General features: G+C 66.6%; 15 protein-coding genes and 1 riboswitch. Of the genes, 11 read left to right on the forward strand and 4 right to left on the reverse strand.

What is annotated here, in order from left to right; all coding sequences use genetic code 11:
* The first annotated feature begins 302 nt into the window (after nucleotides 1-302).
* From GON09_RS06640 to GON09_RS06650, 3 genes are all read left to right on the forward strand, one after another.
* Nucleotides 303-1,007: a DUF6875 domain-containing protein gene (locus GON09_RS06640; protein WP_213931113.1), complete on the forward strand. Its 705-nt coding sequence runs from the start codon at nucleotides 303-305 to the stop codon at nucleotides 1,005-1,007.
* Nucleotides 1,008-1,101: 94 nt separating this feature from the next.
* Entirely contained in the window at nucleotides 1,102-1,683 is a 582-nt protein-coding gene (locus tag GON09_RS06645; protein ID WP_213931114.1) for a SatD family protein, read from the forward strand.
* Nucleotides 1,680-2,195: a hypothetical protein gene (locus tag GON09_RS06650; protein WP_213931115.1), complete on the forward strand. Its 516-nt coding sequence runs from the start codon at nucleotides 1,680-1,682 to the stop codon at nucleotides 2,193-2,195. The genes GON09_RS06645 and GON09_RS06650 overlap by 4 nt, the downstream gene beginning before the upstream one ends.
* Before the next feature lie 4 nt (nucleotides 2,196-2,199).
* Here GON09_RS06650 and GON09_RS06655 read toward each other — a convergent pair whose 3' ends face one another.
* Complete coding sequence (locus GON09_RS06655; RefSeq protein WP_213931116.1) at nucleotides 2,200-2,409, reverse strand: DUF2945 domain-containing protein; 210 nt, start codon at nucleotides 2,407-2,409, stop codon at nucleotides 2,200-2,202.
* A gap of 76 nt (nucleotides 2,410-2,485) precedes the next feature.
* Nucleotides 2,486-3,811, reverse strand: coding sequence for a DUF2254 domain-containing protein (locus GON09_RS06660; protein WP_244865416.1), 1,326 nt, complete (start codon nucleotides 3,809-3,811; stop codon nucleotides 2,486-2,488).
* Nucleotides 3,812-3,922: 111 nt separating this feature from the next.
* Nucleotides 3,923-4,012, forward strand: a riboswitch (glycine riboswitch).
* 142 nt (nucleotides 4,013-4,154) lie between these two features.
* Here GON09_RS06660 and GON09_RS06665 point away from each other — a divergent pair.
* Nucleotides 4,155-5,162 (forward strand): DMT family transporter, encoded by a 1,008-nt coding sequence (locus tag GON09_RS06665; RefSeq protein ID WP_213931117.1) that lies wholly within the window; start codon nucleotides 4,155-4,157, stop codon nucleotides 5,160-5,162.
* A 52-nt stretch (nucleotides 5,163-5,214) separates the two neighbouring features.
* Here GON09_RS06665 and GON09_RS06670 read toward each other — a convergent pair whose 3' ends face one another.
* A complete protein-coding gene (locus tag GON09_RS06670; RefSeq protein WP_213931118.1) occupies nucleotides 5,215-6,456 on the reverse strand; it encodes an SPFH domain-containing protein in 1,242 nt (413 codons plus the stop codon).
* Nucleotides 6,457-6,458: 2 nt separating this feature from the next.
* On the reverse strand, nucleotides 6,459-6,899 hold the full coding sequence (locus GON09_RS06675; RefSeq protein WP_213931119.1) for an NfeD family protein: 441 nt from the start codon (nucleotides 6,897-6,899) through the stop codon (nucleotides 6,459-6,461).
* 217 nt (nucleotides 6,900-7,116) lie between these two features.
* Here GON09_RS06675 and GON09_RS06680 point away from each other — a divergent pair, with 217 nt between their 5' ends.
* From GON09_RS06680 to GON09_RS06710, 7 genes are all read left to right on the forward strand, one after another.
* The gene (locus GON09_RS06680; protein WP_213931120.1) at nucleotides 7,117-7,752 is read left to right on the forward strand and encodes a TetR/AcrR family transcriptional regulator; all 636 of its coding nucleotides are present in this window, start codon (nucleotides 7,117-7,119) and stop codon (nucleotides 7,750-7,752) included.
* 43 nt (nucleotides 7,753-7,795) lie between these two features.
* Nucleotides 7,796-8,659: an oxygenase MpaB family protein gene (locus GON09_RS06685; protein WP_213931121.1), complete on the forward strand. Its 864-nt coding sequence runs from the start codon at nucleotides 7,796-7,798 to the stop codon at nucleotides 8,657-8,659.
* 156 nt (nucleotides 8,660-8,815) lie between these two features.
* Nucleotides 8,816-9,661 carry an MlaE family ABC transporter permease gene (locus GON09_RS06690; RefSeq protein ID WP_202399687.1) on the forward strand — a complete coding sequence of 282 codons (846 nt, stop codon included), beginning with the start codon at nucleotides 8,816-8,818 and terminating at the stop codon, nucleotides 9,659-9,661.
* A complete protein-coding gene (locus GON09_RS06695; protein WP_213931122.1) occupies nucleotides 9,661-10,545 on the forward strand; it encodes an ABC transporter permease in 885 nt (294 codons plus the stop codon). Before GON09_RS06690 ends, GON09_RS06695 begins: the two co-directional genes overlap by 1 nt.
* A 7-nt stretch (nucleotides 10,546-10,552) precedes the next feature.
* Complete coding sequence (locus tag GON09_RS06700) at nucleotides 10,553-11,569, forward strand: MlaD family protein (protein ID WP_213931123.1); 1,017 nt, start codon at nucleotides 10,553-10,555, stop codon at nucleotides 11,567-11,569.
* Nucleotides 11,566-12,603: an MlaD family protein gene (locus tag GON09_RS06705; protein ID WP_213931124.1), complete on the forward strand. Its 1,038-nt coding sequence runs from the start codon at nucleotides 11,566-11,568 to the stop codon at nucleotides 12,601-12,603. The genes GON09_RS06700 and GON09_RS06705 overlap by 4 nt, the downstream gene beginning before the upstream one ends.
* On the forward strand, nucleotides 12,603-13,619 hold the full coding sequence (locus tag GON09_RS06710; protein ID WP_213931125.1) for an MlaD family protein: 1,017 nt from the start codon (nucleotides 12,603-12,605) through the stop codon (nucleotides 13,617-13,619). Before GON09_RS06705 ends, GON09_RS06710 begins: the two co-directional genes overlap by 1 nt.
* Nucleotide 13,620 lies beyond the last annotated feature (1 nt).

Below are 13,620 nucleotides of genomic sequence, written 5' to 3' on the forward strand. Positions count from 1 at the left end.
ACTCCGCATGAAGGAGAATTCATATCACTCCGGCGGCCGCGTGAGCGCAAGATGCGCGCGAGCGGACGATACACCGTCCGAATCAGGTGCGCACATTCGGGATCGTCTACCCTGTTGCACTGCAACACTTTCCGCAGTATCTGCACCAGCGCTTCGGAGGGCGTGATCCCACGGGAATCCCGGACGTGCGCACGGGGTCGATCCCTCTCGCTCGCAACGACCTTCCGGCGATCTCGTCCGAGCGGCTTCCGCAATTCCCGCCGAAGCCGCGATATCCATCTCCCGGGAGGGAGGAAGCGCAGATGCCGATCCAGAGACGAGTCGGACCTCGCTCGGGCACGGTCTGGGTGGATCTGTTCGGTGAAACCTCCGAGTACGCAGGCGAAACGAGTGCGCATCTATTGAGGAGCTGGGCGAGCGGGTACCTGACCGAACCCCACCCGGAACTCGGGCGGGACGGACCCGTCTGCCCGTTCGTTCGCCCATCGATCGGCAAGCAACTCTTCGGAGCAGCGTTCGTCCACGGCTCCGGCATCGACCCCGCAACCCTCGGCACCATCGTGGAGGACCAATTCGAGCTGTATACGAAGCTCACCCGCGAGGACGACAGCGATCGAAGCCTGAAGACGCTGGTGACCGTACTGCCCGACCTCACCGGGTTCGAAGTGATCGACGTCGTCCATGCGGACTTCAAGTCGCGGTTCGTCGAACACGGTTTCATGCTCGGCCAGTTCTACCCGGGCTGCACCCAGCCGGGACTGTGGAACCACGACTTCCATCCCCTCGACGCCCCGTTGCCGATGCTCGTCGCCCGCAACATGATGACGACCGATTTCCCGTTCCTCGTCGGACGCCAGGAATGGCTGTGCGCTTACTTCAAGAAGTTCGCCCCTGCCCTACCTTCGCCACTCCGTCTGACCATCGCGAAGCGGATGAGGTACGAGGGCGATGCGGTGGACGCGATCACCGCACACCATGAGCTGACCGGGAACGAGCCGGCCAGATAACGGGGCGCCCTGCCAGGCTGGTTCGTTCTGCAGCAGAGGCTGCAGTCAAGCGCTCAGGCTTGATTATCAAGAATCAAGCCTTCACACTTGACCCATGTTCGTGTTGACGGTCGATCAGCGGGGCAGTCGCCGAGACATCGACCGCGTAGCGGATCTTCTCGCCGAATTGCGGAGCGTTCCCCTGGTCCGTCCTTTCGACCGCACCGCAGGCGACGAGGTTCAGGCCGTCACGGACGATCCCGCCCTCGTTGTCGACCTCGTGCTCGAGCTGCTCCGTCGGGAGCACTGGAGCACCGGGGTAGGGATCGGCCCGGTGGAGACCCCTCTGCCCGAGCAGACCCGAGCGGGTCGCGGGCGCGCCTTCGAACATGCCCGCACCGCCGTCGAGCGTGCCAAGAACGCGTCCGGGCAGGTCGCGGCGGAGGGTGACGACACCGAGGCCGGCGCCGACGTCGACGCCGCGCTCACCCTGCTCGCCACCGTCGTGCTGCGCCGGACCGAACAGGGACATCAGGCGGTCGACCTCGCCCGCGAGGGCCTTTCGCAGGCGCGGATAGCCGAGCGCCTCGGCATCAGCAAGCAAGCGGTATCCCAGCGCCTCGCCACCGCCGGATGGCAGGCCGAACTGGCCGGACGCGAACTCGTGCGGCGACTCCTGGAAAGGGCCGACCGTTGACCGTCCTCTCACTGGTGTGCCTGGCCGTCGCCGTCCTCGCGCCTGCGCTCGCCCTGCGTCCGAGCCTGCCGGTGTGGCCGTCCGCGTCGCTGAGCATCGCGGGTCTTGCCGGTGCCGCCCTCGCCGCCACCGCCACCACACCCGTTCAGGGCGTTGCGCTCGCGGCCACGCTCGTTCTCACAGCGACGGCCGCGATCACCGGAGGCGGGCCCGCGGTCCTCGTCGCATTCCGGATCGCCCGTCGGCAGCCCGACGCCGGGCCCGCTCCCACCCCTGCCCCGGGCCCGCTCCGCGGTGGTCGCGTCATCGGAGTTCTCGAACGCGGAGCCGTCACTGCCTCGATCCTCGCCGGCTGGCCCGAGGGGATCGCCGTCATCATGGCCGTCAAAGGCCTCGCCCGCTATCCCGAACTGCGCGAGCCGAACGCCTCGGAACAGTTCATCATCGGCACGTCCACCTCGGTGCTGTGGGCGGTCGCGGTATGCGGCGTCGGCCAGGCCCTGATCACCTGACCCATCAGATCTTCTTCAGCGCACTCCCCTTGTGCATCGCGACGTGATCCGTCTTGTCGCTCCGGATCTCGTACTGCGGCTCGTCCTCGCTGCAACGTCGCCTGCGTCCCTTGAACTCCACGTCCTCTGTGTGCTTGTCGATGATCACACCTTCGACGTATCCGGCTTCCGAGTTCCATCTGACGTGGTCACCGACGGAGAAATGGGTTGCCATGTCTTCGTCCTTCCGATCGGCCGGCTCCTGTGCCGTACGGATAGCCGTCGCCCGCCGGTCCTACACCGTGGGCCGGTCAGGCGGGTCGATGTTCGGCGGGATCCGCCGATCCCTCCGCGACGGCCCGAAAACGTTCCAGGTCGTCCGGATGGAACTCCGGACGGGCGACGACCGCATCGATGAGCAGACGCAGCTGGTGTCGCAGCGCCGGCACGTACTCCGTGCGCCCCCGTTCCGAGACGTGGTCCATGAGCATGCGCAGCACCCGGGCGATCGCCGTGGCCACATGCAACTGCGCCGAACCTGCCTGTCGGATCTGTTCGAAGGCATGCTCGATGTACTCCTCCGGAGACAGGACCCACGGACGCAACAGGATCCGGCCCTCCGCACCCGTGATCGCCGGTGCCGGACTGTCGGTGACCAGCAATGTGCGCAGGAGACTTCCGAGCCGCAGCACCACTTCGGTCGCAGTCGTCGGATCGTTGATCGCCTGACTCAACGCGCGCAGCGCGATGTCGACGAGTTGCCGCAGCGCGAAATCCACGTCCTGCTGCATGGTGCGCATATTCGAGATCTCCACGGCCGCTTCGAGCCGCCGTAGGATCGCAGCCCGCTCCGGTTTCGGATGGATCCGCAGAAGGGGTTCCCCCCGGTGGATGTACGCGCCGGGACGCGTCTCCATCCGCACCACGGCCCCCGGCGGCGCCACGGCGAGGACGAGTTCGGCCGGCGCCTGGGTCACCCAACCGTCGCGTGGAGCGTACACCGTCGTCCCCTCGGCGAAATCCGGCTCCGGCACCCGGTCGGCGTGGATCTCGCCGTGCGCAGTCCGACTCGTGCTCGAGATGACGTTCTCGGCCTCCGACGCGATGCTGCGCACGACCTCGCCGACCTGAAGACCGTGGGCCAGCCGGTTCAGATAGGCGATGATGAGCACCACGGTGGACACCGCGAGGATCACCGCGAGGGTGGTCGACAATGTGGGGGCAGGGGCAGCCTCGTCCGCGCCGATATGACGTAGCGTCAGTACGCAATAGACGAAGGTCGCCACCAGCATCCCGATGACCGTCTGGCTCCCCCGGTCCCGAATGAAGGACCGCATCACCCGCGGTGAGAATTGACTGCTGGCCAACTGCAGGCTCACGACGGTCAACGAGAAGACGACACCGGCGGTGGTGATGGTGGCACCCGCCACGGTGCTCAGCAGCCAGATCGCCGCGTTGCTGTTCATCTTCATGCCCCACGAGAAGGGACCGACGCTCCGATCGATGTAGCCGCTCACCTCCGCGAGCACAGCTCCCGCGACGACGATCAGGGCGGGCAGGGCGAACAGGCTCTCCCGAAACCGGTATACGCCCGCCGCGATCCGTAGTTGCATCCATGATCTCGGCAGAGCGCTCATGGCGACCAAGCTAGCCATCGGGTACCGGTACTGCACGTACTCACGTGGAATGCCCCTAAGGCTCGGCCGTTGCCGATCCATGAGATACTCGACGGACAACTGAACAGCCACCGAACCGCGGCGGGAGAGTCCCGCATGTGCGGGCGCCGAAGGAGCAACCTCCCCGGGAATCTCTCAGGCACCCCAGACCGCCACGGCGAGGCTCCTCTGGAAAGCAACTCTTCCGGGTTCACCGAAGGTGTAAGCGGCTCCGTCCGCGAAAGCTCTCAGGTCCGATGACAGAGCGGGGAACGACAACACCCGCTGGTGCTCGTTTCGTGCACCCTGGACCCGAGGTAGACGTGTGACCGTTTCCCTGGGCGCGCCTTCGCGCGCCGATGATGCGCTGTCCGATCAGCGCGCCGATGTCGCGCCGACCGAGTCGCGTGGCCTTGTTCTCCCTCCCTCCCCCGCCCCGAAGTCGCCGCCGCGTGCGAACCGGCGACTTGGGATCGCCGCGATCGTGCTGTCCGCGACCGCGATGGGCGCCGCAGGACTGTTCGGCCGGAAGGCCACACCCGACGGCGCAGTTCTCGGTGAGGCGCTCACCCTCGGACGGATGGCGGTCGGCGCGATCGGCATGCTCGTCCTGATCGCGCTGTCCCGCCGCCTCGGGCAGTTGCGCCGGACCCGCCTGTCCTGGTCGGTCGTCGGTGGAGGTGTCTTTCTCGGACTGTCCCTCGCGACCTATCTGTCCGCCACGGTGCTGACCGACCTGTCCCGGGCCGTGGCCCTCCACTATCTCGGTCCCGTGGTCGCGACGATCCTCGCGCGGGTGTTCCTGAAGGAGCGGATCGGTCGCCTCGACGCGTTGTCGATCGGGACCGCGTTCGCCGGGATGCTCCTTGCTGCGGGTCTGGTGGGCAGTGATCGTTCCGGGGGTGAGCACGAGACGCTGGGCACGGTACTGGGCGTCGCCTCGGGTCTCTTCTACGGTGCGGCTCTGCTGTGCTACCGATATCGCACCGACATGCCGTCCGACGTCCGGTGCCTGTGGAACTTCGTCTTCGGTGCCGTCGCGACGGGTGCGATGGTCGTGGTGACCCGACCCGACATGTCGGGGATGACCGTGACGCATTGGTTGTGGGCCGGCGGGTTCTTCGTCGTCTGCGGTCTGTTCGCCCTCGGTCTGCTCGTGGTCGCGGGGAAGCATCTTCGCGCCGCGGAGCTGTCCGGACTGTCCTACCTCGAAGTCGTGGTCGCACTGATGATCGGCATGGCGGTGTTCGGAGAGTCCGTGACGGTGCTCGCCGCGGCAGGCGCCGGGCTGATCATGATGGCCATGGCGCTACCGATGCTCGGACGCCGATGACGAGTTGGGAGGGTGCGCCACTCGGCGCGCCCTCCCACTCGGATCCGTTGCGCTACTGCTGTTGTCGCGGCGGTTCGGCCGTCTCTTCGGCCGCATCGTCCGCAATCCAACGTTGTGCCGGTGGCGGGGTGGGCAAAGCCGACCGGCCGCCGCCGGCGCCCTGCGCATCCTCTGTTGCGAGACCCGTCCGGACCGCGGGATCGACCGGCTTGCGCGCGACCGCCTCGGCTTCGGCGACGGCCTGGGCCACCTCGGGGTCGCGCTTGGTCGCGAACCAGTCCTCGACCTCGGCACTGTCGTCCTCGGGTCGCTGCAACGCCTCTTCGACGGGACTCGGCTCGAACCGGAAGACGCCGTCCTCACCGGGTGCGCCGAGGGTTCGCGCGAAACCTTCGAGCGCCTTACCGAAGTCGCTGGGCACCACCCACATCTTGTTGGCGTCGCCCTGCGCCATCTGCGGCAGCGTCTGCAGGTACTGGTAGGCGAGCAGTTCCGGAGTGGGCTTGCCGGCCTTGATCGCTGCGAACACCTTCTCGATGGACTTCGCCTCGCCCTGGGCCTCGAGGTACCGCGCCGCGCGATCACCCTGGGCGCGCAGGATCCGCGACTGCCGGTCGGCCTCGGCTTCGAGGATCGCGGCCTGCTTGGCGCCTTCGGCGGAGAGGATGCGCGACTGCTTGTCGCCCTCGGCGGTCTTGATCGCCGATTCGCGGTTGCCCTCGGCCGTGAGGATCATGGCGCGCTTCTCACGATCGGCCTTCATCTGCTTCTCCATCGATTCCTGGATCGACGGCGGCGGATCGATGCTCTTGAGTTCGACTCGGGCCACGCGCAGTCCCCACCGCCCGGTGGCCTCGTCGAGCACACCCCGGAGCTGACCGTTGATCGAATCGCGGGAGGTGAGGGTCTCTTCGAGGGTCATTCCTCCCACGACGTTGCGCAGGGTGGTGACGGTGAGCTGCTCGACGGCGGCGATGTAGTTGCTGATCTCGTAGACGGCGGCCTGCGGGTTCGTGACCTGGAAGTACACGACTGTATCGATGCTCAGCGTGAGGTTGTCCTGGGTGATGACCGGCTGCGGCGGGAACGAGACGACACGTTCGCGCAGATCGACCTTCGCCCGGATGCGATCGACGAACGGCACCAGGAAGGTGAGCTGCCCCGACGCGGTCCGGTAGTACCGGCCGAGACGTTCGATGACCGCGGCCTCCGCTTGCGGTACCAGCGATACCGATTTCGCCACGACTACGACGACCAGTGCCACCACCACGGCGAGCACGATCAATGCTTCCATCCTCAGACACCCCTCCACACGACGGCTGTAGCGCCGTCTATCTGCATCACTGTCACTGTCGTGCCCGGCTCGTACACCTCGGTGGCATCCAGCGGTCTGGCGGTCCACACGTCACCGTCGATCTTCACGCGCCCGGAATGCTCCCCCACCTGCTCCAGGACGAGGGCGTGCTTTCCGGGGAGAGCGTCGATACCGGTCGGCAGAGCAGGCGGCAGGGAGTACCTCCGCCTCAGCATCGGCCGGACACCGAGCAGCAGGACCAGCGAGGTCACGGCGAAGATCACCGCGTCGATCCAGACCGGAAAATCGGTCGCCGCGGAGACACCACCGGTGACGAGCGCTGCGCCGCCGAGCATCAGCAGCGCGAAATCGCCCGTGAGCGCTTCGCCGGCCGCCAACGCCACTCCGGCGATCAACCAAATCAATGCGGCCACGGTCACCATCGAACCACAAATCGGACATCCTGGCAGATGCCCTGGTGGAGGAAGCGATCTCGATTCGTCGGCCTTGAGGCTTGCTCCGGAGGGCAGATCCGAAGGTTCGAACTTCTGTATTTCCATTTATTCCGTCCCGACCGGACTCCCAGCCATCCTTCATAAGTGAAGTTAGCCGAAACACATCCTTTTGCCGATGTGAGATCGGTGATACCGTCCCCGAACTATGGGTATCACCCCCGTGCGTTCGCTCCTCGTGGGAGCGTTGATCGGCCAGAGCGCCGACGCCGATCCGACCGACACCGCAATCCTTGCGGCCACCATCCGCTGCCTGAGCCATCACGGACTCGAGCGGACGACGGTGGCCGACGTCGCGGCGGAGGCCGGCGTCGGTCGTGCCACGGTCTTCCGGCGGTTCGACACCAAGGAAGAACTGCTCGGTCGCGCGTTCGCGTGGGAGCTCGATCAGCTCGTCACGCGGTTCCACGCGGCCATCGACGACATCGAGGACCCGTACGAGCGCGCAGTCGAATGGATCGTCGAAGCGGTCCGTACCGTTCGCAACCACCCGGTCGCACGACGATTCGTCGACGACGGAGCCGCTCTCCCGCTCCTGCACGATCCGCAGATCACCGCCGCGCTGCTCACGTCGGTCCGCCACGAACTCGACCTCACCGCACAACGGGCGGGGATCACGTTCGATACGGCCACCGCCGCGGAGATCGTCTCGCGATTCTTCGCGAGTGTTTGGCTCGCACCCGATCTGGGCAGCGCCACCGCGACCGACGACGGGGTACGACGGGTGGCCCGGACCATGCTGTCCTTCCTCGTCGTGCCCTCGACACCCTCCACCGACAGCTGATCTCCGCATCCGTTCCCAGCCATCGAACCCGAGGAGTCCGGCAATGGAAGTCACTCCCGCACAGCGCGTTCGCACAGACATCGAGGACGACGTACCCGTCGCCGACCGTACCTTCGTCCGGCTGCTGGCAGACCGCCGCATCTGGCCCATGTTCCTGTTCCGGGCACTGTCGCTCCAGGGCACCCACCCCACCGTCATGGTTGCGCTCGAACAGCATTCGAAGTCGTTCACCGAGCCGTCGGTACGCGCGGAGAACACCCTCGCGTACACCTACCGCATCTACTTCGGCGAGAACGTCGCCGACTCTGCCCGGGAACTGCGGGAGATGCACCGCCCCATCACCGGACTCGACTACGAGGGCCGCAGATACCACGCGTGGAACCGCGACGTGTGGACGTGGGTCCACCTCACCACCATCGAATCGCTCATCTACGCGATCGAGGTCTGCTTCGGTCCGCAACCCGCACCGGAAGTGGAGGCCTTCTACCAGGAGAGTTGCCGGCTCGGCAGGTTGTTCGGTGTCCGGGAACACGACATGCCCGACGACGTGGCGGGTCTTCGCAGCTACGTCGACCGGGGTGTCGCAGACACGCTCGCGATGTCGCCCGGAACCCGGCGGATGCAGCAACTCGTCGACGAGCAGGACGTCATCGCGACCCTCGAGCCGAGACTCGCCGCACTCCCCCGGCCACTTCCCGTCGTGCTGGAGAAGTTGACGGGCCGGCCGGTGAAGACGCTGATGTTCGGGGCATTTCCCGAGTCCGTCCGGCGGATCTGGGGAGTGCCGTGGAGCGCGGCACGCGAACGTGAGTTCCGAGCGATCCCCGCATTCATGCGCGTCGGCACGCGACTGGTTCCCGAGCGTATGCGCATGATCCCGGAAGCCCGCGCGGCGCTGGGGGTCTGACCCACCGGCCGTCACGCCCGTACCCGCGTCCACTCGCGCGGACGCGAGCCGGCGCCGCAGCCGCCGTCCTGCAGGACCCGGATCCCGGTATCCGGTTGCCTCCGGCGGGATTCGTTCAGTACCGATCATTTCAGTGTCAGTTCATCAGGGGGCTCGATGAAGACCTCGCGACCCGCGGACGCAGATGTCCGGGGCGAGCGGCCGTTCGGGGGTGCCGTCGTCACACGCACCGCCGACTCCACACGCACATTCGGACGTACGCTCCGATTGGCCTTCCGCTCCACCGCATATCTGATCGTCGACATCGCACGCGGACGTTTCCCGATGCGGGAGGCGATCGTTCAGGGATGGTTCTTCATCTCCGTTTCGGCCGTGCCCGCCGTCCTGGTCGCACTCCCGCTCGGGGTGGTCATCGCCGTGCAGGTCGGCAGCATGACGGACAACGTGGGTGCCAACTCCATGGCCGGCGCGGTCGGCGGCATGGGGGTCATGCAGCAGATCGCGCCCCTGGCCGCGGCCCTGCTCATCGGTGGAGCCGGCGGATCGGCGATCTCCGCCGACCTCGCCTCGCGCACCATCCGGGAGGAGATCGACGCGTTACGCACCCTGGGCATCGACCCACAGCGCAGACTGGTCTCCCCCCGCATCCTGGCGATGGTCGTCGTCGCGCCCATGCTGTCGGTGCTGATCATCCTGATGAGCATCCTCGCCAGCTTCGCGGTGGCCTCGCTCGGCCAGGGGGTCGCCCCCGGCTCGTACTGGTTGTCGTTCGGCAGCTTCGCCTCCACCACCGACCTGATCGTGTGCCTGTTCAAGGCGGCGGTCTTCGGTTACGTGGTGGCGATCATCTCCAGCCAGCGCGGCCTCGAAGCCAAGGGTGGCCCGAAGGGCGTGGCCGACAGCGTCAATGCGGCCGTGGTGCTCAGCATCATCGCCTGCATGGTCGTCAACCTCTTCATCACCCAGGTCGTCCTGATGTTCGTCCCCATGAGGTTCCTCTGATGAGCACCGCGCGCAACGGATCCGTTGCAACGCCCTCCCCCTATCGCCCCCGTGGTCTGCGGTGGACCCGCCACGCGAGCCGGGCATGGAACCCCCTCGAATCCCTCGGGCTCTATCTGCACTTCGTCGTCGTCTCCTTCCGCGGCATCGGACATGCCCTGCGCCGCAACCGGCGACAGACCGTCGCCATCTTCACCGACCTGACGTGGGGCAACGGCCGCGCGGTCATCGTCGGCGGTGGCGTCGCCCCGGTGCTGGCCATCCTCGGCATCGTCGCCGGGGCGATGGTCGGCCTCGTCGGATTCTCGGCCCTGGACATGCTCGGGATGGGACCGCTGACCGGGGCCATGTCGGCCCTGGCGAATCCGCGCGAGCTTGCTCCGCTGATCGCGGCGATCGGGTTCGCCGCGCAGGCCGGCTGCCGCATCACCGCCGAGGTCGGCGCCATGCGGATCTCGGAGGAGATCGATGCACTCGAGGCGCAGGCCATCGACTCGATTCCGTACGTCGTGTCCACCCGTCTCATCGCGGCGGTCGGCGCCGTCGTCCCCTCCTACCTGATAGCCCTCGCGCTCGGATTCGCTGCCACCGGCGCGACGGTCACCGTGGTGCAGGGCCAGGGTTCGGGCGCCTACGACCACTACTTCCACATGTTCACCGAGCCGATCGACCTGGTCTATTCGCTGATCAAAGTCGTGGTGTTCGTCCTGGTCGTGACGCTCGTGCACGCCTACCAGGGTTATCACGCGAGCGGTGGGCCCGAGGGAGTCGGGATCGCCTCGGGACGGGCCATCCGGGCGAGCCTCGTGCTGATCGTGACCACCGACATGGTGCTCACGCTCGTCATGTGGGGCCTCGACGCGACGATCAGCTTCTCGGGGTGAGGAACACATGAGCACAGCACAGTATTCGGGCTTCGGGCCGAGTCGTCGCGGACTACGCATCCGCGGGCTCGCGGTCGTCGTCGCCGCCGCACTCGTCGTCACCGCCGCGTGGTGGGCATCGCAACCGGACCGTTCCGGCGAAGTGCAGTTCGCCGTCACCGCATCGAATCTCGGCGACGGAGTCTCCACCGACACGTCGGTGCGCCTACGGGGCATGTCGATCGGATCGGTGGTCGAGGTCGAACCGCAGGGTCCGCAGCAACAGATCGTCACGCTCAGCGTCGACGAGAACCACCTCGACGAGTTGTCGACGGCGATACACACCCGCTTCGTCTCGTCGAACATCTTCGGTTCCACCGCACTGGAACTGATCCCGATGCCGGGCGGGCAGCCCATCGAACCGGGCAGTACCCTCACGCTCGGCGATGTCGGCGATTTCACCGTGACCACGGTGCTGCGTGATTCCGGCCGACTCCTGCTCGACGTGGTGACCCCGCAACTGTCGGACTCGATCGACAGCGCCGCCGAGCTCACTCGACAGATGGCGCCCCTGCTCGCCTCGTCACTGCTCGTCATGCGCAACATCGCCCGCACCCAGAACGAGCCGCTCAGCGAGCTGCTGCCCAAGTTTGCGGACGTCTCCGAAGGCATCGCGGCGTTCACTCCGTCGGCCTTGAACACTCTGTCGGCGATCGCGTCCGTCGAGGAACTCGAGGACGACTTCCGCACCAGGCAGGCGAGCGAGACGATCACCGAGGTCTCGCATCTCGTCCTCGCGCTGTCCGGTGAGATCGTCGGCGCGCTCGGCCCGACCTCGGATGCCGTGGACATGCTGCTCGACATCCTGATCCCGATGAACCAGAGCCTGACCACGGTCACGCCCGACCAGGTCGACAGGTTGATCGAGGGCGCCGACGGCGCCCTGCAGCACCAGGGCGACCGGGTGGTGCTGGGGGTCGACGTACTGGTGGACACCTTCCCGGCCTTCCGGGTCCCGCTCGAGACCACCGGGCGTACCCGATGAGAACTCCACGCCAGGCAGCCGTCCGGCTGGCGCTGCTCGCGACCGTCGTCGCCCTGATCATCGTGCTGATCGTCCAGGCGATCGAACGACCCGTCGGCGGATCGACCGTCGCGTACAAGGCCGAGTTCGGTGACGTCTTCGGTCTCAAGGAGAACGCCGACGTGCGCCTGCGCGGTGTGCAGATCGGCAAGGTCACCGACATCTCGGTGTCCGACGGTAACCGCGCGCTCGTCGATTTCACGGTGCTCGACGAGTACCGGCTGCGCGAGTCGGATCGACTGCTCGTCAAGTTCCAGAATCTCACGGGTCAGCGCTATCTCGAACTCGACCGCGGCGAGGAGGGCGGCCAGGAGATCGACCCGTCCGGTCTCGTCGTGAACACCGTCGACTCGTTCGACATCACCACGGTCTTCAACGGACTCAAACCGCTTCTCCGCGAAGCCGATCCGGCCGTATACAACCGTCTCGCCACGAATGTGGCCGCGTTGATCGAGGGCAGCGAGTCCAGCCCGACTCCCGTCATGCGCGACATCGCCGAGCTCGCGAGCTACGCCGAGGATCGCAGCGCATTGATGAGCACCCTCCTCGACAACTTCAGCGCTCTCAACGAGCAACTCGAAGGACGCTCCCAGAACCTCGAGAACATCCTCGAGGTCTTCCATTCGATCTTCACCCCCTTGGTGACACGTATGACCGAGTTCCTGTCGCTCACCAAGCTCGGCGCGACCGAGATGGCGGAGGTCGACCGCACCGTGAACCTGCTCTCCCGGCTCGGTCTCGGTGCCCCCGCCGAGCACGACGGCTTTCTCGAACGCAACGACGACTTCATCGTCCGTGTGGACGAGGTGATCCCGGACCCGGAGACGGCCATCGACACCCTGTCGGTGCTCCCGGGGATCTTCGAGGGAGTCAATTCCCTCGTGCCGCGCGTGGACGAGTCCCGGCAGTGCAGCAACGGCGCGGTGCAGTTGCCGATCGAGGCCGACGTGCTGCTCCAGGGACGTCCGCTGACCATCTGCAACGGAGGTGCCTGATGCGCACCCGCCTGTTCGGACGACTCGACTTCGGCTCCGAGGACGCCGATTCCCGCACCCAGATGTGGTGGGCGCTGTCGGGTCTGCTCGTCCTCGTGCTCGTCGCGGGCGTCGTGTTCGCGCTCTATCTGCGACCCGTCGGTTCGACGACCTACCGCCTGGAGTTGCCGGAATCCGCGGGACTCGCCGCCGGCGACGACGTACGCATCGCGGGTGTCCCGGTCGGTTCGGTCACCGGGCTGAACCTGGACGACGATCACGTCGACGTCGAGTTCACCGTCGACTCCGAACATTTCGTCGGCGATCAGACCTCGGTATCGGTGCGGATGCTCACGCCCATCGGGGGCCTGTATCTCGCGGTGCACCCGGCCGGCCGGCAACCGCTCACCGACCCGATCCCGGCGAATCGCGCGGCCCTGCCGTTCCTGGTGAACGACATGTTCGAGGAGGCCACCGCGGTGGTGGAGGAACTCGACACCGAGGCTCTGCGCACGGCCCTGGACAAGACCGCCGCGCTGCTCGGCGAATCCCCGGATGCGGTGCGCATCACGGTCACCGATCTCGAAGCGGTCATGGACGTCATCGCGAATCAGAAGGACCAGATCGAGAGTCTGCTCGAACTGTCCAACGAGTACCTCCGCACGGCGAACGACAACAAGGAACTCGCGCTCGAGATCATCCGGGGTTACGCGATCCTCGGACCGAAGATCGTCGAGGCCCATCAGGACGTGAAAGTCTTCGCCGACGGGCTCTCCGGCCTCGCCGGTCTGCTGTTCGATTTCCTCAGCGGCCCGTACCAGGAGAAGGTCGAACCGATCATCCCGCACCTCGTGGAGGCCGCCGACAGCAGTGCGGAACTGTCGGCGTCCGTCGAGGAGATGACGAACTCCATCCGTGCCACCCTCACGGGACTCGCGTCCGTCGCCGGTCCCGAAGGCCAGGCCCTTGTCGACCAGAGCGGACTGACGGTCCAGCGACCCGACGTCTGTCTCCCGATGCCGGGAACACGGTGCTGAC

This window comes from Rhodococcus sp. B50 (assembly GCF_013602415.1).
Classification (GTDB): domain Bacteria; phylum Actinomycetota; class Actinomycetes; order Mycobacteriales; family Mycobacteriaceae; genus Rhodococcus.